The 17,050-nt window shown below is 38.5% G+C and carries 18 protein-coding genes and 4 pseudogenes; 5 read left to right on the plus strand and 17 right to left on the minus strand.

Translation table 11 applies throughout. The features are described 5' to 3' along the window. Positions 1–464: 464 nt before the first annotated feature. Positions 465–585 (plus strand): annotated as a pseudogene (locus BUB85_RS22510) (relaxase/mobilization nuclease domain-containing protein); the annotation flags it as partial. Between the two features lie 179 nt (positions 586–764). Next, positions 765–1,064, plus strand: coding sequence for a MerR family transcriptional regulator (locus BUB85_RS18075; RefSeq protein ID WP_073109297.1), 300 nt, complete (start codon positions 765–767; stop codon positions 1,062–1,064). A 124-nt stretch (positions 1,065–1,188) separates the two neighbouring features. On the opposite strand, the gene BUB85_RS18080 is transcribed toward BUB85_RS18075, so the two are convergent. From BUB85_RS18080 to BUB85_RS18145, 13 genes are all read right to left on the minus strand, one after another. Beyond that, on the minus strand, positions 1,189–1,737 hold the full coding sequence (locus BUB85_RS18080) for a DUF3267 domain-containing protein (RefSeq protein ID WP_073109300.1): 549 nt from the start codon (positions 1,735–1,737) through the stop codon (positions 1,189–1,191). Positions 1,738–2,149: 412 nt separating this feature from the next. Beyond that, complete coding sequence (locus tag BUB85_RS18090) at positions 2,150–2,416, minus strand: DUF1905 domain-containing protein (protein ID WP_073109314.1); 267 nt, start codon at positions 2,414–2,416, stop codon at positions 2,150–2,152. 27 nt (positions 2,417–2,443) lie between these two features. Further along, a complete protein-coding gene (locus BUB85_RS18095) occupies positions 2,444–2,794 on the minus strand; it encodes a DUF2200 domain-containing protein (protein WP_073109316.1) in 351 nt (116 codons plus the stop codon). Between the two features lie 80 nt (positions 2,795–2,874). Further along, positions 2,875–3,390 (minus strand): hypothetical protein, encoded by a 516-nt coding sequence (locus BUB85_RS18100; RefSeq protein WP_159434636.1) that lies wholly within the window; start codon positions 3,388–3,390, stop codon positions 2,875–2,877. Between the two features lie 111 nt (positions 3,391–3,501). Beyond that, the gene (locus BUB85_RS18105; protein ID WP_200803594.1) at positions 3,502–4,758 is read right to left on the minus strand and encodes an RNA-guided endonuclease InsQ/TnpB family protein; all 1,257 of its coding nucleotides are present in this window, start codon (positions 4,756–4,758) and stop codon (positions 3,502–3,504) included. A 13-nt stretch (positions 4,759–4,771) separates the two neighbouring features. Continuing rightward, positions 4,772–5,188 (minus strand): IS200/IS605 family transposase, encoded by a 417-nt coding sequence (tnpA, locus tag BUB85_RS18110; protein ID WP_143160781.1) that lies wholly within the window; start codon positions 5,186–5,188, stop codon positions 4,772–4,774. A 147-nt stretch (positions 5,189–5,335) separates the two neighbouring features. After that, positions 5,336–5,647 carry an alpha/beta fold hydrolase gene (locus tag BUB85_RS18115; protein ID WP_073112946.1) on the minus strand — a complete coding sequence of 104 codons (312 nt, stop codon included), beginning with the start codon at positions 5,645–5,647 and terminating at the stop codon, positions 5,336–5,338. 175 nt (positions 5,648–5,822) lie between these two features. Next, on the minus strand, positions 5,823–6,749 hold the full coding sequence (locus BUB85_RS22375; protein WP_330392386.1) for a helix-turn-helix domain-containing protein: 927 nt from the start codon (positions 6,747–6,749) through the stop codon (positions 5,823–5,825). 198 nt (positions 6,750–6,947) lie between these two features. Then, a complete protein-coding gene (locus BUB85_RS18125) occupies positions 6,948–7,427 on the minus strand; it encodes a nitroreductase family protein (protein WP_073112947.1) in 480 nt (159 codons plus the stop codon). Between the two features lie 142 nt (positions 7,428–7,569). Further along, entirely contained in the window at positions 7,570–8,106 is a 537-nt protein-coding gene (locus BUB85_RS18130) for an LbetaH domain-containing protein (RefSeq protein ID WP_073112948.1), read from the minus strand. Positions 8,107–8,183: 77 nt separating this feature from the next. After that, a complete protein-coding gene (locus tag BUB85_RS18135) occupies positions 8,184–8,918 on the minus strand; it encodes an ABC transporter permease (RefSeq protein ID WP_073112949.1) in 735 nt (244 codons plus the stop codon). A 3-nt stretch (positions 8,919–8,921) separates the two neighbouring features. Further along, on the minus strand, positions 8,922–9,674 hold the full coding sequence (locus BUB85_RS18140; RefSeq protein ID WP_073112950.1) for an ABC transporter permease: 753 nt from the start codon (positions 9,672–9,674) through the stop codon (positions 8,922–8,924). Next, positions 9,671–10,582 carry an ABC transporter ATP-binding protein gene (locus tag BUB85_RS18145; protein ID WP_073112951.1) on the minus strand — a complete coding sequence of 304 codons (912 nt, stop codon included), beginning with the start codon at positions 10,580–10,582 and terminating at the stop codon, positions 9,671–9,673. Before BUB85_RS18145 ends, BUB85_RS18140 begins: the two co-directional genes overlap by 4 nt. Positions 10,583–10,749: 167 nt before the next feature. On the opposite strand from BUB85_RS18145, the gene BUB85_RS18150 reads away from it, so the two are divergent. The 3 genes from BUB85_RS18150 to BUB85_RS18160 are packed head-to-tail and all read left to right on the plus strand — an operon-like array spanning position 10,750 to position 12,837. Beyond that, positions 10,750–11,478 (plus strand): response regulator transcription factor, encoded by a 729-nt coding sequence (locus tag BUB85_RS18150; RefSeq protein ID WP_073112952.1) that lies wholly within the window; start codon positions 10,750–10,752, stop codon positions 11,476–11,478. Further along, a complete protein-coding gene (locus tag BUB85_RS18155; protein WP_073112953.1) occupies positions 11,462–11,974 on the plus strand; it encodes a hypothetical protein in 513 nt (170 codons plus the stop codon). Before BUB85_RS18150 ends, BUB85_RS18155 begins: the two co-directional genes overlap by 17 nt. Then, positions 11,938–12,837 carry a sensor histidine kinase gene (locus BUB85_RS18160; RefSeq protein ID WP_073112954.1) on the plus strand — a complete coding sequence of 300 codons (900 nt, stop codon included), beginning with the start codon at positions 11,938–11,940 and terminating at the stop codon, positions 12,835–12,837. Before BUB85_RS18155 ends, BUB85_RS18160 begins: the two co-directional genes overlap by 37 nt. Before the next feature lie 3 nt (positions 12,838–12,840). On the opposite strand, the pseudogene BUB85_RS18165 reads toward BUB85_RS18160, so the two are convergent. From BUB85_RS18165 to BUB85_RS18175, 4 genes and pseudogenes are all read right to left on the minus strand, one after another. Then, positions 12,841–14,808: pseudogene (locus BUB85_RS18165) on the minus strand (oleate hydratase). Positions 14,809–14,835: 27 nt separating this feature from the next. Further along, positions 14,836–15,057 (minus strand): annotated as a pseudogene (locus BUB85_RS18170) (TetR/AcrR family transcriptional regulator); the annotation flags it as partial. Between the two features lie 208 nt (positions 15,058–15,265). Beyond that, positions 15,266–15,394: pseudogene (locus BUB85_RS22515) on the minus strand (ATP-binding protein); the annotation flags it as partial. Between the two features lie 48 nt (positions 15,395–15,442). Then, complete coding sequence (locus tag BUB85_RS18175) at positions 15,443–16,888, minus strand: IS5 family transposase (protein WP_073111892.1); 1,446 nt, start codon at positions 16,886–16,888, stop codon at positions 15,443–15,445. Between the last annotated feature and the right edge of the window lie 162 nt (positions 16,889–17,050).

The following is a 17,050-nucleotide window of genomic DNA, read 5'->3' on the forward strand; positions in this document are numbered from 1 at the left end:
AGATTCACCTATGGTGAAAATGACTGTGGATAAGTAATGTTTTTCAATGTTCAGTTGTTGTTAAATATATTCAAAAGCCATAGAATTTGGCTTTGAATCAGAGTTATTTGAAAGATTGAAAGAGTAATCCACAATGAATTAAATTATTCAATCACAAACAATTGGTTATCCACCAATTACCGAAATAATATCGCAAAACAGGTTTTAAAAATTCTCTGTTTTGTACAAAAATTAATTAGTTCCCCAAGGGGGTTCTGAACAGTTACCTTTTATCATAACTTAGGACAATGTATAAAGCAACTGCATTAAGTTCACTTTCCACCAAAAAATGGTATTGGGACATACCTTGGTAATTCTTATCAGCTATTATTGACTAATATTTATGATTTCATTCTTATTATATTTTGCACGATACACTTTTAGTTTTGTGTGAAGTTCCATGCTATCCCATGTTTTGCAGAGATATGACGGTTACAAAGATTAAGCCTATTAAAAGTACTCTAAGCAAATTCTAGCACCAAAGCCCTTGATTATATTCAAAGGCCAGATAAGACCGACGGCAAAATGCTTGTGTCTTCGTTTGGCTGATTCTTTTCACCTTCTCCTATAATTTTGCAGCGACTTCCACACCTTCGAGAGACATTCTCACGACTTGTTCAGCCGCATCACCTCCCATTACATCCTTAACTCTATTTTTTTGAGCAACCTGATATATGCTTCATTCTTCCGTCATCGGCAATTAATCAGAAATGAGGCGATACACAATGAGTTATTTATCAGTAAAAGAAACTGCACTTAAATGGGATATATCCGAGCGAAGTGTCCGTGATTACTGTCAAAAAGGACGAATTGCCGAGGCATTTCTAATTGGAAAAACATGGAGTATTCCAGACAACGCCACAAAACCAACCCATATTCCTAGACATTCAAACCAACCTCGCATTTTACACAACGTGTTACGTGATGAAAAGATTCATTCTGTTACAGGTGGCATCTATCACAAGATACAGATCGAATTAACTTACAACACTGCCCCCATCTTCGCCTCTAAAGAATCTTCATAAGAAGAAATTCTTTTTTATTCATTTTCTATTTCCTCCACTAAAAAAGCACATGCCATGTGCGACATATGCCTGTATATAATTATTTTTGTTATATTTTAAAGGTTCAATTCGGATTTATCTTGCTTTATAGATTACCAGAAAATGCATATAAATCATCTCCGTAAAACTGCAAGTAATCACCTTCTTTTGTTTGTCTCAACGCTTGAAAAACATTATAACCATCTACACAAGGACTTGTTAATCCCAAGAATGACAATCCAAAAAGAAATCCATTGATCTCAATATTCGTTGCCGGTGAGATACAAAATAAGATAATTGGAATAACACCTAACAAATACGGAAGTAAGCACATAACGATAAATCTACTTCTTCTTAGCGGATATGATGTAAGTGCTACTGCCATGAATTCCTTTGGGACAAAACCTATGACTACTCTTGCTTTTGATGGGTATACAATAGCATGTAAAAACTCATGAACTACTAGTAAAGCTACACTTACTACAATCCCTATAATAATTGCGGTTGGAGATACCACTATATGTCCTGCATGCTTTGTTTTTAAAAACATAGATATGAATATAATAAATTGATGTTCTGGCATATTGGAAAGAGCCCATAACCCAATACCAGATGAAACAAAAGACCAGATGACGGTTATAATTCCAAATAACACTTTTCCTTTTTTACTCCTAGGTAATCTCCTTTTCAACTTCATTGTTCAGTTCTACAAATTGTATTAGTACCATGGATTAGGAAGAAATGGTAAAACAGCGTTCCAACACACACCAAGAATAATTTCTGAACCTCCCATAGTTTTCCTCCACAAATTCAATTTACCACACTCGTGATTATGCTCATCGTGCAAAGTGAATGATATTATACTTTTCACGGAAAGTTGGCATACTCCACGAAATCCTTTCCTTGGCATTCGGAATTGCTTCATGAATCGCTTTTCGCACCTGCAGCAGATATATCTGTTGTGCCTTATCTTGCGCAGATATATACTCATCTATTGTTTTTGGTTTCTCACCGCAAAAATGCTGCTGATTCTGATTTTTGAATGAACGTCCACACTTAGGACATATTCACATAGGACAATCCCCCGGATATCGTTGCATTTCTTTCTGTATATCTTTGCGTACATCAATAATATAGCAAATGCTTCCGTCCGGATTCTTTACTCCCATGTTTACAAGGCTGCCCCTATAGCAAAAACCATTGAAGGTTACATTCACTTTTACACGACCTTTGCCAAATTCTTTTTTTATATCATATGGAAATCTAACATAGGCGCCGCCCTTATCTGGCACAGGCTCGATCATAGCTTCAAACTCATAAATTTTAGTATTCATATTTTACCTGCTTTTTGTAAAAAACAATTACTTTCGTAAAATTTTTTCCATGGTCTTTCCCTTAGACAACTCATCAACCAGCTTATCCAAATATCGTATTTCCTGCATGAGAGGTTCTTCGATTGTCTCTACCTTGACTCCACAAACAGAACCACGGATCAACCTCCGATTAGGATTCATAGACGGTGCCTGTTCAAAGAATTCCTCGTAAGTAATAGCACTGTCAGCCATTTCCCAAATCTTTTCCTCACTATATCCTGTGAGCCAGCGGATAACCTGATCAACTTCGTTTTTTTCCCTGCCTTTTCGTACTGCTTTGTTAATCAGTAATGGATATATTTTTGAAAATTTCATCTGATATACTTTGCTGTTTTCCACGTTTTATTTACCTCATCTGCAAATTCTAATTCTGCTTCCATCATTTCTTATATTTTAACCGCTCAACAATCTGGTATTTATCAATCCAGACTATCTACAAAACTTATTATTTCTTTGCACATTTCATTACTTTTATAATAATGAATATAATGTCCACAATTATAGTAAATAAGTTTCCCACGGACGGCAGATGCATATTTTTGCTGACTCTCAATCCAGTATTTATCAATTTGTTTTCCGTTTGATGAGAACAACAACATCGGACATTCTATATTACCTGCATCGTTTACTATTTTAGAATTTTCTAATACTTGTTTGCCCTCGTTGATATAACAAATATTAAATGCATTTCGCTTCATCAACATTTTTTGCTGTTTACGTTCTTCTATTGTTAAACAACGTGTACTCAAAGGATATAGTCCAGAAATTTTATGAAGATTATACTTTTTTGCTATTTTAATCATTTTAATTGATTTATTAACCTTTTTATTGTTCCAATGTTCATATTCCAATGGTGTTGCCATATCTATGCCTATAATTGCCTTTACCATATAAGGATATTTTTGTTTCCAACGAATTGCTTCTAATCCTGACATAGAGTGTGGAAGTGAACTACATCGGCAATTGAATTACCGAGCATCAGATATATATGGCTTCGCCATACAGTTTCCGGGTGCGTCCATGACACCTTTACTGCTACTTTTCAGTTACACAGCTACTTTTATTATTTCTGGAGAAGATAGTCCGGATACGGACATTTTCTTTTCCACACCGGATACAGTGTTATATTTCCTCATAATATTGTATGCGCCAACAACATCTGCATTAAAGACATGAAATTGATCTTTATACAGTCCTCTGTTCTTGCGATTGCTTTTCTGGGCATACTGCTTCGAAACTTCCGGGGCATATGGAGAACATTGACTGGTATATTCTTCTGTCTGTTTCTTCAATGCAATTCCATACATCGCAAGCTTATACTCCAGCATGGCATAAATTTTATCATAAGGTAATGCGTGAAGTTTCTGGTTTGTTATCTTTCCAAGGTTTTTATCCCTTCGGATATTTTTGATGTCACCAATAATAACTGTATGAATATGGTTTTCCTCACAATAGTCAGCTACTGCCCTTATCACTTTATGCAGATAATCATGAATACAGTTCTTTTTCTTCTCATATACCCTGCACAGATGGTGAGATGGTTTCGGGTATTTGATTCCCTTCGCTGCCTGAGCGCGCCCCCACTGATGCTGTAGTCTGGCAATTTCTTTGTCATATTTCTGATTGATTTCCAGATACTTTCTTCCCAGTATAAAACTCTTCCCGATTGAATCATAACAGGTGAGCAGGTTATGAAGCCCCAGATCAATGGCTAGATAATGTCCGTTATCTGACTTTATTTCGGTGTCTTTGATTTCATAAATTATGATAATCTGACACAGACCTTTATGATCCGGAGGATATATCTTGATCTGTTTCACGTTATCTGTGCTCTGGAAAACCTTATTTTCCAGATATAAATATTTTTCACAGATATCATAAGTTTGACAAAGATAATCTTTCAGTTGTTTCGGCAGTGACAGTCGAACCCGGCTGCTCTTTGAATCATGCACAATGGCATTCTGCATATAAGTAATTGCCATACCATTCTGTTTAAAACGTGGTGGGTTGGGATTCAAAATCCCCTGGCTTTTTACAAGCGCATAAAAAGATTTCCATGATTTATCCAGAAGCTTGCACACTTCCTGTGCAGTCTGGGACGGCAGGGATTTGAACCATAAATTATCCTTTAGGCGTGACTTCTGATCATACCAGTCCGGATACTTTTCCATTCCAAGTTCTTTGTAATTACGCCGTTCATAATTGCACACGTTCCAGAGCTTATAAGCTGCATAACACATATGACCAACGATATTTGATTCTGTAGCATTCAGACGAATGCTTGTCTTGTGGGACAGCAGCATTTACTTTTCCCCCTTAATAAGATTTACTCTGATGTTCAATGTAACGACGTATGTTTTCTTCTGATACAGAACCAATTGTCTCCACATAGTATGAATGATTCCATAATTGCCCTTTCCAAAAATTTTGACAGATCTGTGGGAAATGCTCAAATAGCTTTCGGCCAGTAATTCCTTTTAAGTATTTCACAATATCTGTAACCGATAATTTGGGTGGTGCCGATACAACGCAATGGACATGATCGCCTTCTCCTATTTCAAACAAATGCACGATAAAACCTTTGTCCTGCGCAATCTCTTGAACCAACTCCTTCAAAAAAGATTCCACTTCTGTATTTAAAATCTTTCTTCTGTATTTCACAGACCATACCACATGGTAATTAATATTGTACACGCATGTGCGTGAATGTATAAGGTTTTCTTTCATACACATAGCATAGCACATTTTCGATTACAGAACAAGTGTTCTGTAATGAGTTTTGGATTTTTAAAATAGAAAAGAAGACTATTAAGTCCTCCAAGCAACCTATGGTTGCACGCTTTCATCTCGGAAATTGAATAACCGAGGATTCCCGCTTTATTACCCTAAAATATATTGCCGTTTTACCCCGAGAATATCCAATACTTGTTTTTGCATATCTACAAGACTATCAATATTACAAGGATATTCAACAATATCAGAATATCCATAGCCAAACTTTTCAATAACAATTATATTAAAATAATCCTTTAGCTTTGAATATAAAACTTTGAAATCATATACTGGTGCTATCGTAGCAGAACCCGCCATAAATACAAGTGTTGGATAAGTTGAATTTTCCTGTCTATACACGTGTATTCTATTCTTACCAATTTCTACAAATTCACCGTTATGTCGTAATACACTTTTCAAAATCAATTCTCCTCTACAACTTCAAATCTGTTTAACTTCCATTATTCACAGTATAATTCTATTTTATAAAATGCACAACATGAAAAAAGAACCTGTATATATTTTGGCACGTTCAAAAGTCACTGTCATCTTTCTGCTAACAAATGCTAGTATCTATTCTTGTACTGTAATTTTTCTACTTCAATAATTCTTCCATCGTTGTCTGATACAGTTTGATTAAGGCAATCAAATTTGAAGTGCTCGGGTCTGATGCCCCGCTCTCCCATTTTGATACAGCCTGTCGACTCACGCCTACTGCCTCTGCCACAAATTCTTGTGTCATTTTGCATTTCATTCGCTGTTCTTTTAATGCCTCTCCCAACGATTTGCGTATCTCATTTTTCTCATTTCTTATTTCTTTTGAATGAATATATTTCATAAGAATTCTTATGATGAAAATTAAAAGCGTCACTGTAATAGCCAAAAGCATAATATCTACAATGTATAGCAAAATCATTCCTGAATTATCGCCAGTATTATTCGGTTCATCTTGATATCCATATTTCTCAGTCACTTGCTGAATCACACATTTTTGAATTTTTTCTTTCTGCTTTTCTTTTGGAGTCACATGTTTTTCATCTAATAAATACATTTCTTCATCCGAGAATATAGGAATCGTCCCATATTCCAATGCTTCATACATTCCTTTACTTTCTGAATATTGCAAATAAAGAAGATAGTTGCAGGTATCCTTCATAGTTGTAAATCCAACCACACTTGCCTCTTGACTGCCGAAAGAATCTGGTTTAATTAACCTTTCCTCATAAATGGAAATCTTATTATCAACATTGATGTCGGCAACCTCATTTCTCTCATTCTTGTATATTTTTCGAATTGTAACGTCCGCTTTCTCCTGTGAAACAAATGCACCTTCTTCCTGATCCACTGTTTGAATCAACTCACTTCCATTACATATTCCCACAAGAATCACATCTGCTTTCTTTTCTAAATAATAGACTGTTGTCGTAGCCACAAGACTTGGCCCTAACACCATTCTAATTATAACCAGCAATAGCAATGTTGCTGAAATCCCTATCATTTTCTTATTCATCTTCTTATTCATCTTGACCACCTCATTCTAATTTGATAGTTTTATTCTATCATTTCATATAAGATGCTTCCAGCAACTATCGCGCAATTATTGGTTGCTTTCCACCCAAAAATAACATCGGGATGTACCTTTGTAATTCTTATATATAGGAGGAATCTCTATGAATACAGTTTTTTAGCACTTACACTCTTTTGAGCGTTGGTATTTGTCTCATAGATATTCTACTATTTCGCTGAGTTCTCTACTCTGTTCATGCCATGCGGCCGGTTTTGCTTCTTCTGCTTTATAACCAATTGGAAGCATAAGCACAGGTGTGATATTCTCAGGAAATCCAAATTCTTCTGCTACCTGTGATGGTGAGAAAAAGTTCACCCAACATGAGCCAATTCCAAGTTCCCACGCTTCAAGCATCATGTGTGTTGCCACAATACTTGTGTCTTGTTCACCGCTATGCACACCTTCTTCATTGGGATTCTTCCAATCTTTGCTCTTATCATATGCAACGATCAGCACAGTTGGCGCACCATAATGGCATTTTGTAAGCGAGCGTAGTTTTTCCAATCCTTCTTCTGATTGAATTACATATACTTTCTGCGGCTGATAATTTCCTGCAGTTGGAGCAATCTGCCCTGCTTCTAAAATCTTTGCTAATTTGTCTTTCTCAATCGCTTTTTCAGAAAAGTTCCTGATTGAATTTCAGTCGTTTTTGACTGTGTCCTCATATTATCTTTTCATACAGTTGCATACTACCTACTATACACAGTCAATTCAGCAACTCTTAGTTGCATGCCTATAAAACAAGGTTTCTCAGACGATTGATGCAGACTGATATTTATTGTTTTGACTTATCAAAGTCAATCACACGTTGTCTATCAATTTTCATAATTTCTTCACCCGAAATCATATTTGAGTTAAACACTAAATCGAAGTCTGGATTTTTGAGTTTATACTGATTAACACCATAAGCAACACTGTTTTCCGGAATATCAATCGTAATAATTGCACCTGCCCCAACCACTGTATTTTTTCCAATTACAACTGGACCTAAAATCTTTGCGCCATCTGAAACAATGACATTTTCATCAAGAATTGGACTGCCTACATTTTGCCATTCTTGTTTTAATTTGTCATACTTCATATTTGAACCAAGAGTAACATTTTGATATATCACAACGCCCTTACATAGTTTTGCAGCAACAATCGTACATCCTCTTGCGTGATGTGCAAAAAGAACACTCTTGTCCATATCTGGACAATGAATCTCACAGCAGTAATGCTTTTCTAATAATTCAGCTGCCTCTCGTTGCTCCATCCCGTTTTCGGAAAAGCAATTTATATTTAATAATTCCTCAAATGTCTTATTCTTCATAATTATTTCTCTCCTATAAATTCATCTACTTCAGTAAGCCCTTATATTTTAACACGTTCCAAAATCAATGTCCTCTTTTATTTGCAATCTTTCTTTTTCAAAATGAACAGAACAATGCCCAAAAACAGAACGAAAAAGAATACATTACTGATTAAATACACAGCCATCGTACCAGATAGTACATTTTGACTTTTATTTGCATTCATTCCCATAAACATCAATGAATACGGCCAAAAAAATCCATAGGAACTATTCACTGCTGTCAGCAGCATTCCGATAACCCCTCCGCCTAATGCGATTCCAATTGGAATGGCAAAACTGCGTATCACCATAGATAAAAACAATTGGCACGAACCGATGGCAAATGCTGCAAGTGTTCCACGCAAACTCCAGAAGATCATATCAATCGGAATCCCACCCGGTAAACCAATATATTTCCCGCAGAGAAAGAATAAGATCAACATCCAAATCTGAGTAATCACTGCAACCTTACAAAGGACAAACAGCTTGCTCAGACATATATCAATCTCAGGAACCGGCATGGTCATCAACGTGTTCCAGTTATGGTTGAAGTGTTCCAGACGCCATAAGTAAGCCGCGTAAAGTCCAATCATTGGCGGGAAGAAAAACAGGGAATAGAACAAACTAAACTGCGTCCACAAAGAGTACCATCCATCATGAAGAATTTCTAGATTCATCCAATAATTTCCGGTTCCCATAATGGCAGGAATAATTGGAATGAAAACACAGGCAAGCCAAATGACAGAATGATGAAGTTTCCTATTTTCATTTTTTATACAAGACAAAAGCATATGTTAGACCTCCTTTTTCGCAAAGATTTTTTGGCTGATGATAAAAAGAACCACACCCAGAATAATTAGCAAAACAAATTTGAGATGAGGAAAAGAAAGTGGCGTGAACCATATCTCTCTTGTATTAGAATCCCAACTCATTTTTGCCGTCTGAAACTCTGCAAAATAACTATAAATAATCCATCTGGAAACAGTATGTGGCAGGAACATGGCAAATAACCCAAGAAACGATCCTGCCAGTCCTATAATGAGCGGAATGATCTGATTCGTAAATGTAAGTGAGAGGAAATGCTGCAGCATCAGAATAACAAGTCCCACTACGAAAGTCACCGCACCAAATTGTCCAAATGCAATCATATTTAAATTGTCTGTATAATGATAGATCGTTCCGCACAAACATATAATGGCGCATTCTCCAATTACAAACAGAAGAAGGAAAAATGCTTCATGAAAAAATTTGGAGTCATAAAATGCCTTCCGGCTCTGCAGCGTATAGAGCTGTTTGATTGTATCCCCCTTGATTTCCATATCACACAAACGACTTGCAAGAACCGCGATCATCAACGGCATCATCAGACTATTCATAACAGGAAACTGGTATAATAAATAGGTGTAGCCATACGCCAATTCCTCACTTTTCAGATTCTGATTGCAGAAAACCTGCCAGAGAATGGTAATACAGATAAACGCAAGCGGAATCGCCCAGACATACGCGTGTCTGCCTTTATAAAATTCATTGCAAAATGCTTTTTTCATGACAAACTCCTTCCTGTCAGTTTTAAAAAGATATCTTCCAGACTGGCCTCATCTTCTGCTATGCGGAGAATTCCGACTTCCTGTGCATATAATTGTTTTCCAACTTCATAGAGACTTGCATCTGATAAGCTGTCGAGAACGAGCGACTGGTTCTCATAAGATGTCGCAAAACCCATTTGTTTGAAGATTCTGGACGCTTTTTTATCATTCGTCGTGTGAATACGCAGATTCGGACGGCTGCTTTCGTGAAGCGCAGATAACGAATCCTGAAAGAGCAGCTCTCCCTGATCGAGAATTCCGACATGCGTTGCCATCTGATCTATTTCCGATAATAAATGACTGGATACCAGAACTGTCATTCCAAATCTTTCAGGCAGCGTACAGATCAGACTTCGCATTTCCTGAATTCCTGCAGGGTCCAGACCATTGGTAGGTTCGTCCAGTAAAAGCAGATTGGGATTTCCAAGAAGGGCACCGGCAAGTCCAAGACGTTGTTTCATTCCAAATGAATAATGTGCGGCTTTTTTATCTTTTGCCCCATTCAAATGGACAATCGACAGTACATCTTCCACTTGGGCTTCGGGCACCTGCTTCATGGAAGCAAGCAGCTTTAAGTTTTCTTCCCCGGTTAAATGTCCATAGTAAGAGGGGGATTCGATGAGTGAACCGGTATTTGCTAATATACTGATTCTGTTTTTTTCATTCATCGTTTTACCAAAAATCTGAATTGCTCCGGCAGTCGGTTTGGCAAGACCCAAAAGCATTTTCATCGTCGTCGATTTTCCTGCGCCATTTGGTCCCAGAAATCCATAGATACTCCCCTGCTCAACAGTAAGGTCTAAGTCTTTTACAACTGTTTTCTTATGATAGGATTTGCACAATCCCTTTGTTCGAATGATTGTATTCATATAGTTAACTCCTTTTCTACTTGTTTTTTGTTCTCTGCTAAAAGTCTATAAGTTTCTCCTTAACCTCAAGCTAAATCCACCTTATTTTTACCTTAAGAAAAACAATTTTCATTTTCAGACACTCAAATATGTTCTATAATGAGTGAGAGCAAAGGAGCGATTATAAAATGGAAAATTTTCAAAGAAAAATCATGCTTGTGGATGACAATCACGAGCTCCTTGAAATGATTCAGGATATCTTAAAAAAGCATGGCTATCATAACATTGTGACGGCAGATAGTTTTCACAATGGATGCCGCATATTTGAAGCAGAAGCACCGGATCTTGCAATTCTTGATATCATGCTTCCGGATGGGAATGGATATGCCCTGTTTCAAAAAATCCGAGAAAAACTGGACATTCCGATTCTATTTTTATCGGCAAAAGATGAAGATGCTGATCGTATTATGGGGTTAGGTCTTGGTGCGGATGATTATATTACGAAACCGTTTCTCCCTCAGGAGCTGGTCTTAAGAGTTGGTGTGATTCTAAAGCGAAGCTATGGACAAGCCCCGGCTGTGCTGGAAAATAGCTGTGATCTTGATTTGGGAAACTGTGTACTCCTGATGGATCAGGGCTGTTTAAAGCGAGAATCAGATACCATCTCTCTGACTGCCACAGAATTGACAATTCTAAAAAAATTGATTGCCAACCGGGGAAATATCGTGACCTTCGATGCACTTTGTCAAGCCATCTGGCAAGATGATTATTATGGATATGAAAATACTTTAATGGTTCACATACGTCACTTGCGACAGAAGATTGAAGCAAATCCATCCCATCCCAACTGGCTGCTTACCGTACGCGGAGTAGGGTATCGATTTGCAAAAGGAGAGGTCCATGAAAAGTCTGTTTAAAATCAGCAGCCGATATGTCGTGACTGCTGCGCTGATTACTTTGCTTGTTCTGACAACAAACATAGCCGGAATTTTAATCTATCTTAGTCATATTTCGAAAGGTCTGGAAGATAGCGGAATGGGGCGGTCTGAAATGACCAATATCGAGAAGGAAATGTCCAAAACTGCGGCGGGATATGAAATGTCCGAAGCTGGCTACGCCTTGCTGCAAAACTCCGCCTGCCTCTGGGCTATGCGGTTAAACAACAATGGGGATGTTGTCTGGGAATATCAACTTCCCGATGAGATAAGCCGCCACTATTCCCTGAGTGATGTCGCCGTTTTCAGCCGATGGTATTTGAATGATTATCCTATTTTCACTTGGAAAAACGGCGATGACTTGATGGTTTACGGCGTAAATAAACATGTCGCCCGATTTGATTTTATGGAGACGTTCGATTTTATCAGAAACTTCCACAGATGTTTTATCTATTACTTCTGTTCAACTTGCTCCTGATTGCCGGTCTCGCGTTACTCTTTGGCTTTCGGTTCTATCGATCACTCCGTCCAGTCGCAAAAGGAATCGAACAGCTATCCTCTCAGGAAGAAATACATTTACCGGAAAAGGGGATGGTAAGTGATCTCACGAGACAGTTGAATCAAACCTCTGCGATTTTGCAGAGCCAAAACGAACAGCTCCAAAAAAGAGATCAGGCTCGAACAGATTGGATTGCCGGTGTGTCTCACGATGTACGCACACCGCTCTCATTTATCATGGGGTTTTCAGATCAACTGGCGACTTCGCCGGAACTAGAGGAAGAATTGCAGAAAAAAGCGGAACTGATTCGTAATCAGAGCCAAATCATAAAGAACTTGATTGCGGATTTAAACCTGACGGTAAAACTGGAATATCAGTCACAGCCTCTGCAAAAAGAGAATCTTTCCCCGGCTAAACTGCTGCGGGAAATGATAGCTGAATTGTATAACCAAAGCATTGACGCTCATTATCAAATTATCCCGATCATAGAAAAAGATGCCCAAAAGGCGATGGTTTTTGGTGACCAGCAATTGCTGTCTCGTGTCTTTCAAAATTTGATTGGAAACAGCATCCGACACAATCCAGACGGCTGCGAAATCAAGGTTACAATGAGTGTCAATTCAGGCAATCTTCTCCTGCTTTTTTCAGACAGTGGAAATGGTATTCCCGACAGCGTAGTCGAAATCTTAGAAGGCAAAAGAGCAGAACAACCCGAAATCCACATTATGGGACTTCGGATTGTTCTGCAAATCATAAAAGCGCACGGTGGAGAAGTTACATTTTTAAAGGGGCATGAAAATGGGAATCATATCATGATTTATCTGCCAATAAGTAATGAATAAGGATTATAATACCTGATGATCTCGCATTACTTTTTCAATAACCGTTCCATTTATCAAATGAAGCAGCGGTTTTTTCAACACGCTCAGCGGTCCCGGTAATGCCATTTCAAGCGGGGATTTTCCATCCATCAGCTTCACACTGCTTTCCAGCAATTCCCGAATATCGTAAACACTGCCCCATACCTCCGGGACACCTCGATCTACGCCGAGCAGACCATAGACTGCCTCCATCGCGGTTCTAACCGAATACTCTGTCGTAAATACCGTGTCTCTCGGTGTGTCTGCAAACTGACCTAAGAAGGCAAAGTTTACACAGCCATCCGGAATCACTTCCGGTCTGTCTCCTTTTGTTCTTGGCATAAAAAATGCGGTGATATATGGCATCATCGTCGGTACGCATACCGCACTGTTTTCTGCCAGATTTTCAATTTGATCTACCGGAACGCCCAAATGATAGAGCCATTCTTCCGTGATTTCTTTTCCGGTACATTCTCTCATCGGTTTCTTAATATAATCACCTGCAACATCTGTGAACAAGCCATATACCCAGGCGCAGACCTGATTTTTATCCTGCCCCTTAAACTGTCCCTGACGGTTAATTGTCCAACTCATCAGCCATGAAGAATCCATACAGCTGACGATTCCACCGGTTACCACGCTGCCACTCTTCGGATCCCTTTTACAGATTTTTGTAATGTATGGAATAATTTTGTCATCCAGCGTTGTTACCGTTGCAGATTCCCAGTTTGTCTTCTGTACATCAGAGCAGAATTTGTCCGGATGACCAAAAGACGGGTCTTGCTTTGCAATGTTTTTCCACAGGCTCCAACAGCCGCTTGTCCGAATCTCTGCATCTCCATTCGGTGCATGATTCTGATCTCCATAGATTGTGCCCTCTGTGCAACTTCCATTTGTGACGAATACAAGATCATTTTCTGTCAGCACAATTCCCTTTTCTTTTCCTTTTACCTTGCACTCAATGGCTTTCGCAACTTTCTCCCCTTCTTTTATTTCAAAAATGACATTGGTCACTTCTGTATTGAATTCGAAGATAACGCCTGCTGCCTCTAGATACTTCTGCATTGGAAGAATGAGGGATTCATATTGATTATATTTTGTGAACTTCAGTGCGCTGAAGTCCGGCAGTCCAGCAATGTGATGGATAAATCTCTAGAAATATAATTTCATTTCCAAGGCACTGTGCCAGTTCTCAAATGCAAACATCGTTCTCCAATATAACCAGAAAGTAGAATCAAAGACTTCTTCGTCAAACACGTCCTCAATTGTTTTGTCATATAAGTCTTCGTCCTTTGTCATAAACAGCTTCATGATTTCCATGCAGCCCTTCTGACTCAGATTGAATTTTCCATCTGTATGTGCATCCTTGCCACGCTCTACCGTTGCCCTGCACAGGGAATAATTTGGATCTTCTTTATTCAGCCAGTAAAATTCATCTAGCACGGATGCATTTGGAATCTCACCGGATGGGATACTGCGGAATAAATCCCAAAGACACTCAAAGTGATTCTCCATCTCTCGGCCTCCACGCATCACATAGCCTCTCGTCGGATCTGCAATTCCGTCACATGCGCCGCCTGCAATGTCCATCGCCTCCAGAATATGAATGTGCGACCCCTTCATCTGTCCATCTCGGACAAGGAAACATGCTGCTGCCAGCGATGCCAAACCACTTCCTACGATGTAAGCATTTTTCTTATCTACGCCTTCTGGTTTTTTCGCGTTTGCAAATGCTTCATAATTTCCGTTTGTATAATAAATGCCTTTACTGTTCTTTTCATGCTTTCCACGCTCTGTATTCCGGTACGCAACCGCCTGCTTTTTTTCTTCCTCATATACAGGATGCTGTTGCTTTTCTTCCTGTTTCTTTTTATTTTTATTTTTTACAACCAGTGTCGCTGCACCTGCTACGGCAATCGCTGCCACCCCAATTGATACCTTTTTATTTGCCATATAAATTCCGCCTTTCTATGATTGCTATTGTTTTGTTTCTTTTATTATAAGATTCTGCAGCGCCTTTTTCCCGTCTTCCTCACAACTATATTCCACCAGATCATAAATATCCTTGAAATGATAATAAAAAGTCATTCTGCTGATTCCACACGCCTCCGTCAAGTCACTGATTGTGATTTTGTCAAACGGTTTTTGCAAGAGACATTGTTTCAATGCTTCTTCTAATTGTTTTTTTGTTATATTCGACATTCCTTCTCCTGTTTTACAGCAAGGTACTTTTCCATTTGTATTTACTACATTTCCTTATAGGTACACGGTGCGTAGGCAACACATTTCCCGCACACTTCCCACAGTATTGGCGGTTCCATCATTTTGCAGATAAAAGCTGCCTTATCTGCCCTCTATACATTTTTCAAAGAGTTTTCATCCAACAAAAAATCAAGCATATTTAACTTCTTATATCCACCATGTATCCCCGCTCAATTAATTCCATGTATACAATATTTTCTATTGTATGTGTCGGCTCAATCTGCCTGAAATTTAAAAGTGCATTCCGAAGTCCTATGTCGCAGACATAATACTTATTCAGTGTCTTTAAATAGTGTCTGCTGATTAAACAGTTTGCGGCTCAAAATCAGCAGGTGTATTCTATCAGTCCCAAAATCCAAATCAAGACAAAATGTATTCGTGCCTGAATCTTAAAAAGATTCGTCACAAATACAGATAACGCGATTGATGTAAGTGTCGTGTCATAAAGCTTTGTTCTTATCAAACCCAGTCCATAGCAACGTTTGCTTAAACTGAATGACCGTTCCACTTCAATTCGATCTGTGTTATCTTGATATTCCTGTTTTTTCTCTTTGGCTAACTGTTTTGTTGCGCTTGGTCTTCCAAGCTTCGGTCCAGACAAACGGATTCCATGGAATTTACAGAATCCTCTATTTTCTCTGGTTCGATAAATTTGATCCACAAGTACACGTTCCGGATAACGTCCGGTTCGTTCCTTGAAGCGTTCTATCGCTTCCTCTAATACAGTGCTTTCATTGTATGCTTCATAGGATATTTTCTCTATCCTTCCATATCCGTTTTCATCAAGGCTCAGATCAAACTTAGCTCCAAATTCAACGGGGGCTTTTGTTTTTCCTCTGACGATTGGGCGAAGCCATGGCTGGGAGATGCTTACAATACGCTTTTCGACACTGTGTACTTTGTTTTGATACATGTACTGCTGTTGATCGTATAACTTATATATGGTCCTCAGAAGTGATATCTCTTTTGAGGTCGGTGCATAGCCTTTTTCCATGTAACTTTCAAGATAATTGATATCACGTTTGATGTAGGAAAGCTGCTTACGGATAGTTGCTCTGATTTTCTTTGTACTGCGTTTCTTTGTTTTTGCAAGTGCAAGATAGTTCTTTCTTGCCTGACGGCGATACATGCGTGGTCTGGAAAACCCATAAGCTTTACAAAAACGAATGATGATTGTTTCCAGTTTTTCTCTTGCTTCATTCAGTAAGGAAAAATCCTGGGGATATCGAATGTTTGATGGGGCACAGGTTGCGTCCAGCATAAGTGTTCCTTTGTTTTCAGGTTCACTTTCCGATTTGTCATTCCCGTTTCCACCTGCTGGTGGATTAGAATGGTCGTCATCATCTCTTTCATCACTGGAATCTTTTTCCTTGAAAGCATCCAACATATATTCGTTGGCTTCCATGATAACGTCCATTTTCAGACGTTTACGGAATAAGACCAACGTACTTGCATCAATTGGCGGTTCTTCCTGATATCTAGGAAGCCCAATGAAATACTGATAATACGGATTTTCAGTCAACTGATCAACCAGTTCCCTATCAGAATACTGGTACTTGGTCTGAATAATCAAAGAACCGAGAGCAAGACGTAAAGGTTTCGCTACGCGTCCATTTTTTCCCTTGAACAATCGGTGGTATTTCTTTTCGAATATCGCCCATGGAATGGCATCGGCCATTTTTATCCACCGGTTCTCTGGATTCATATGCAGCCCCATTGGCTGATTGAAGCTAAGAAAGTTATTCTGTGTATTATCGGTACTTTTGTACATTGAATTTTTCACTCCTAAAATGGTACTTTTCTATGGAAAACTGCACGAAAAAAGTTTTGAATTCATCAAAATCCGTGCACTTATAGTATACCACTCAAAGGCGTGAAAGTCAGTAAAATCAAGTGCTTGAAGCTGATTTTTGAATTAATCAGCAGACACTAA

Source organism: Hespellia stercorisuis DSM 15480 (genome assembly GCF_900142165.1).
Lineage (GTDB): Bacteria > Bacillota > Clostridia > Lachnospirales > Lachnospiraceae > Hespellia > Hespellia stercorisuis.

Coding starts and splice junctions, on each gene's coding strand:
- BUB85_RS18075 (WP_073109297.1), top strand. CDS start 765: ATGAGTTATTTATCAGTAAAAGAAACTGCACTTAAATGGGATATATCC.
- BUB85_RS18090 (WP_073109314.1), bottom strand. CDS start 2,416: ATGAATACTAAAATTTATGAGTTTGAAGCTATGATCGAGCCTGTGCCA.
- BUB85_RS18135 (WP_073112949.1), bottom strand. CDS start 8,918: ATGCTTTTGTCTTGTATAAAAAATGAAAATAGGAAACTTCATCATTCT.
- tnpA (WP_143160781.1), bottom strand. CDS start 5,188: ATGTGTATGAAAGAAAACCTTATACATTCACGCACATGCGTGTACAAT.
- BUB85_RS22375 (WP_330392386.1), bottom strand. CDS start 6,749: ATGAATAAGAAGATGAATAAGAAAATGATAGGGATTTCAGCAACATTG.
- BUB85_RS18130 (WP_073112948.1), bottom strand. CDS start 8,106: ATGAAGAATAAGACATTTGAGGAATTATTAAATATAAATTGCTTTTCC.
- BUB85_RS18175 (WP_073111892.1), bottom strand. CDS start 16,888: ATGTACAAAAGTACCGATAATACACAGAATAACTTTCTTAGCTTCAAT.
- BUB85_RS18155 (WP_073112953.1), top strand. CDS start 11,462: ATGAAAAGTCTGTTTAAAATCAGCAGCCGATATGTCGTGACTGCTGCG.
- BUB85_RS18100 (WP_159434636.1), bottom strand. CDS start 3,390: ATGTCAGGATTAGAAGCAATTCGTTGGAAACAAAAATATCCTTATATG.
- BUB85_RS18150 (WP_073112952.1), top strand. CDS start 10,750: ATGGAAAATTTTCAAAGAAAAATCATGCTTGTGGATGACAATCACGAG.
- BUB85_RS18160 (WP_073112954.1), top strand. CDS start 11,938: ATGTTTTATCTATTACTTCTGTTCAACTTGCTCCTGATTGCCGGTCTC.
- BUB85_RS18105 (WP_200803594.1), bottom strand. CDS start 4,758: ATGCTGCTGTCCCACAAGACAAGCATTCGTCTGAATGCTACAGAATCA.
- BUB85_RS18140 (WP_073112950.1), bottom strand. CDS start 9,674: ATGAAAAAAGCATTTTGCAATGAATTTTATAAAGGCAGACACGCGTAT.
- BUB85_RS18145 (WP_073112951.1), bottom strand. CDS start 10,582: ATGAATACAATCATTCGAACAAAGGGATTGTGCAAATCCTATCATAAG.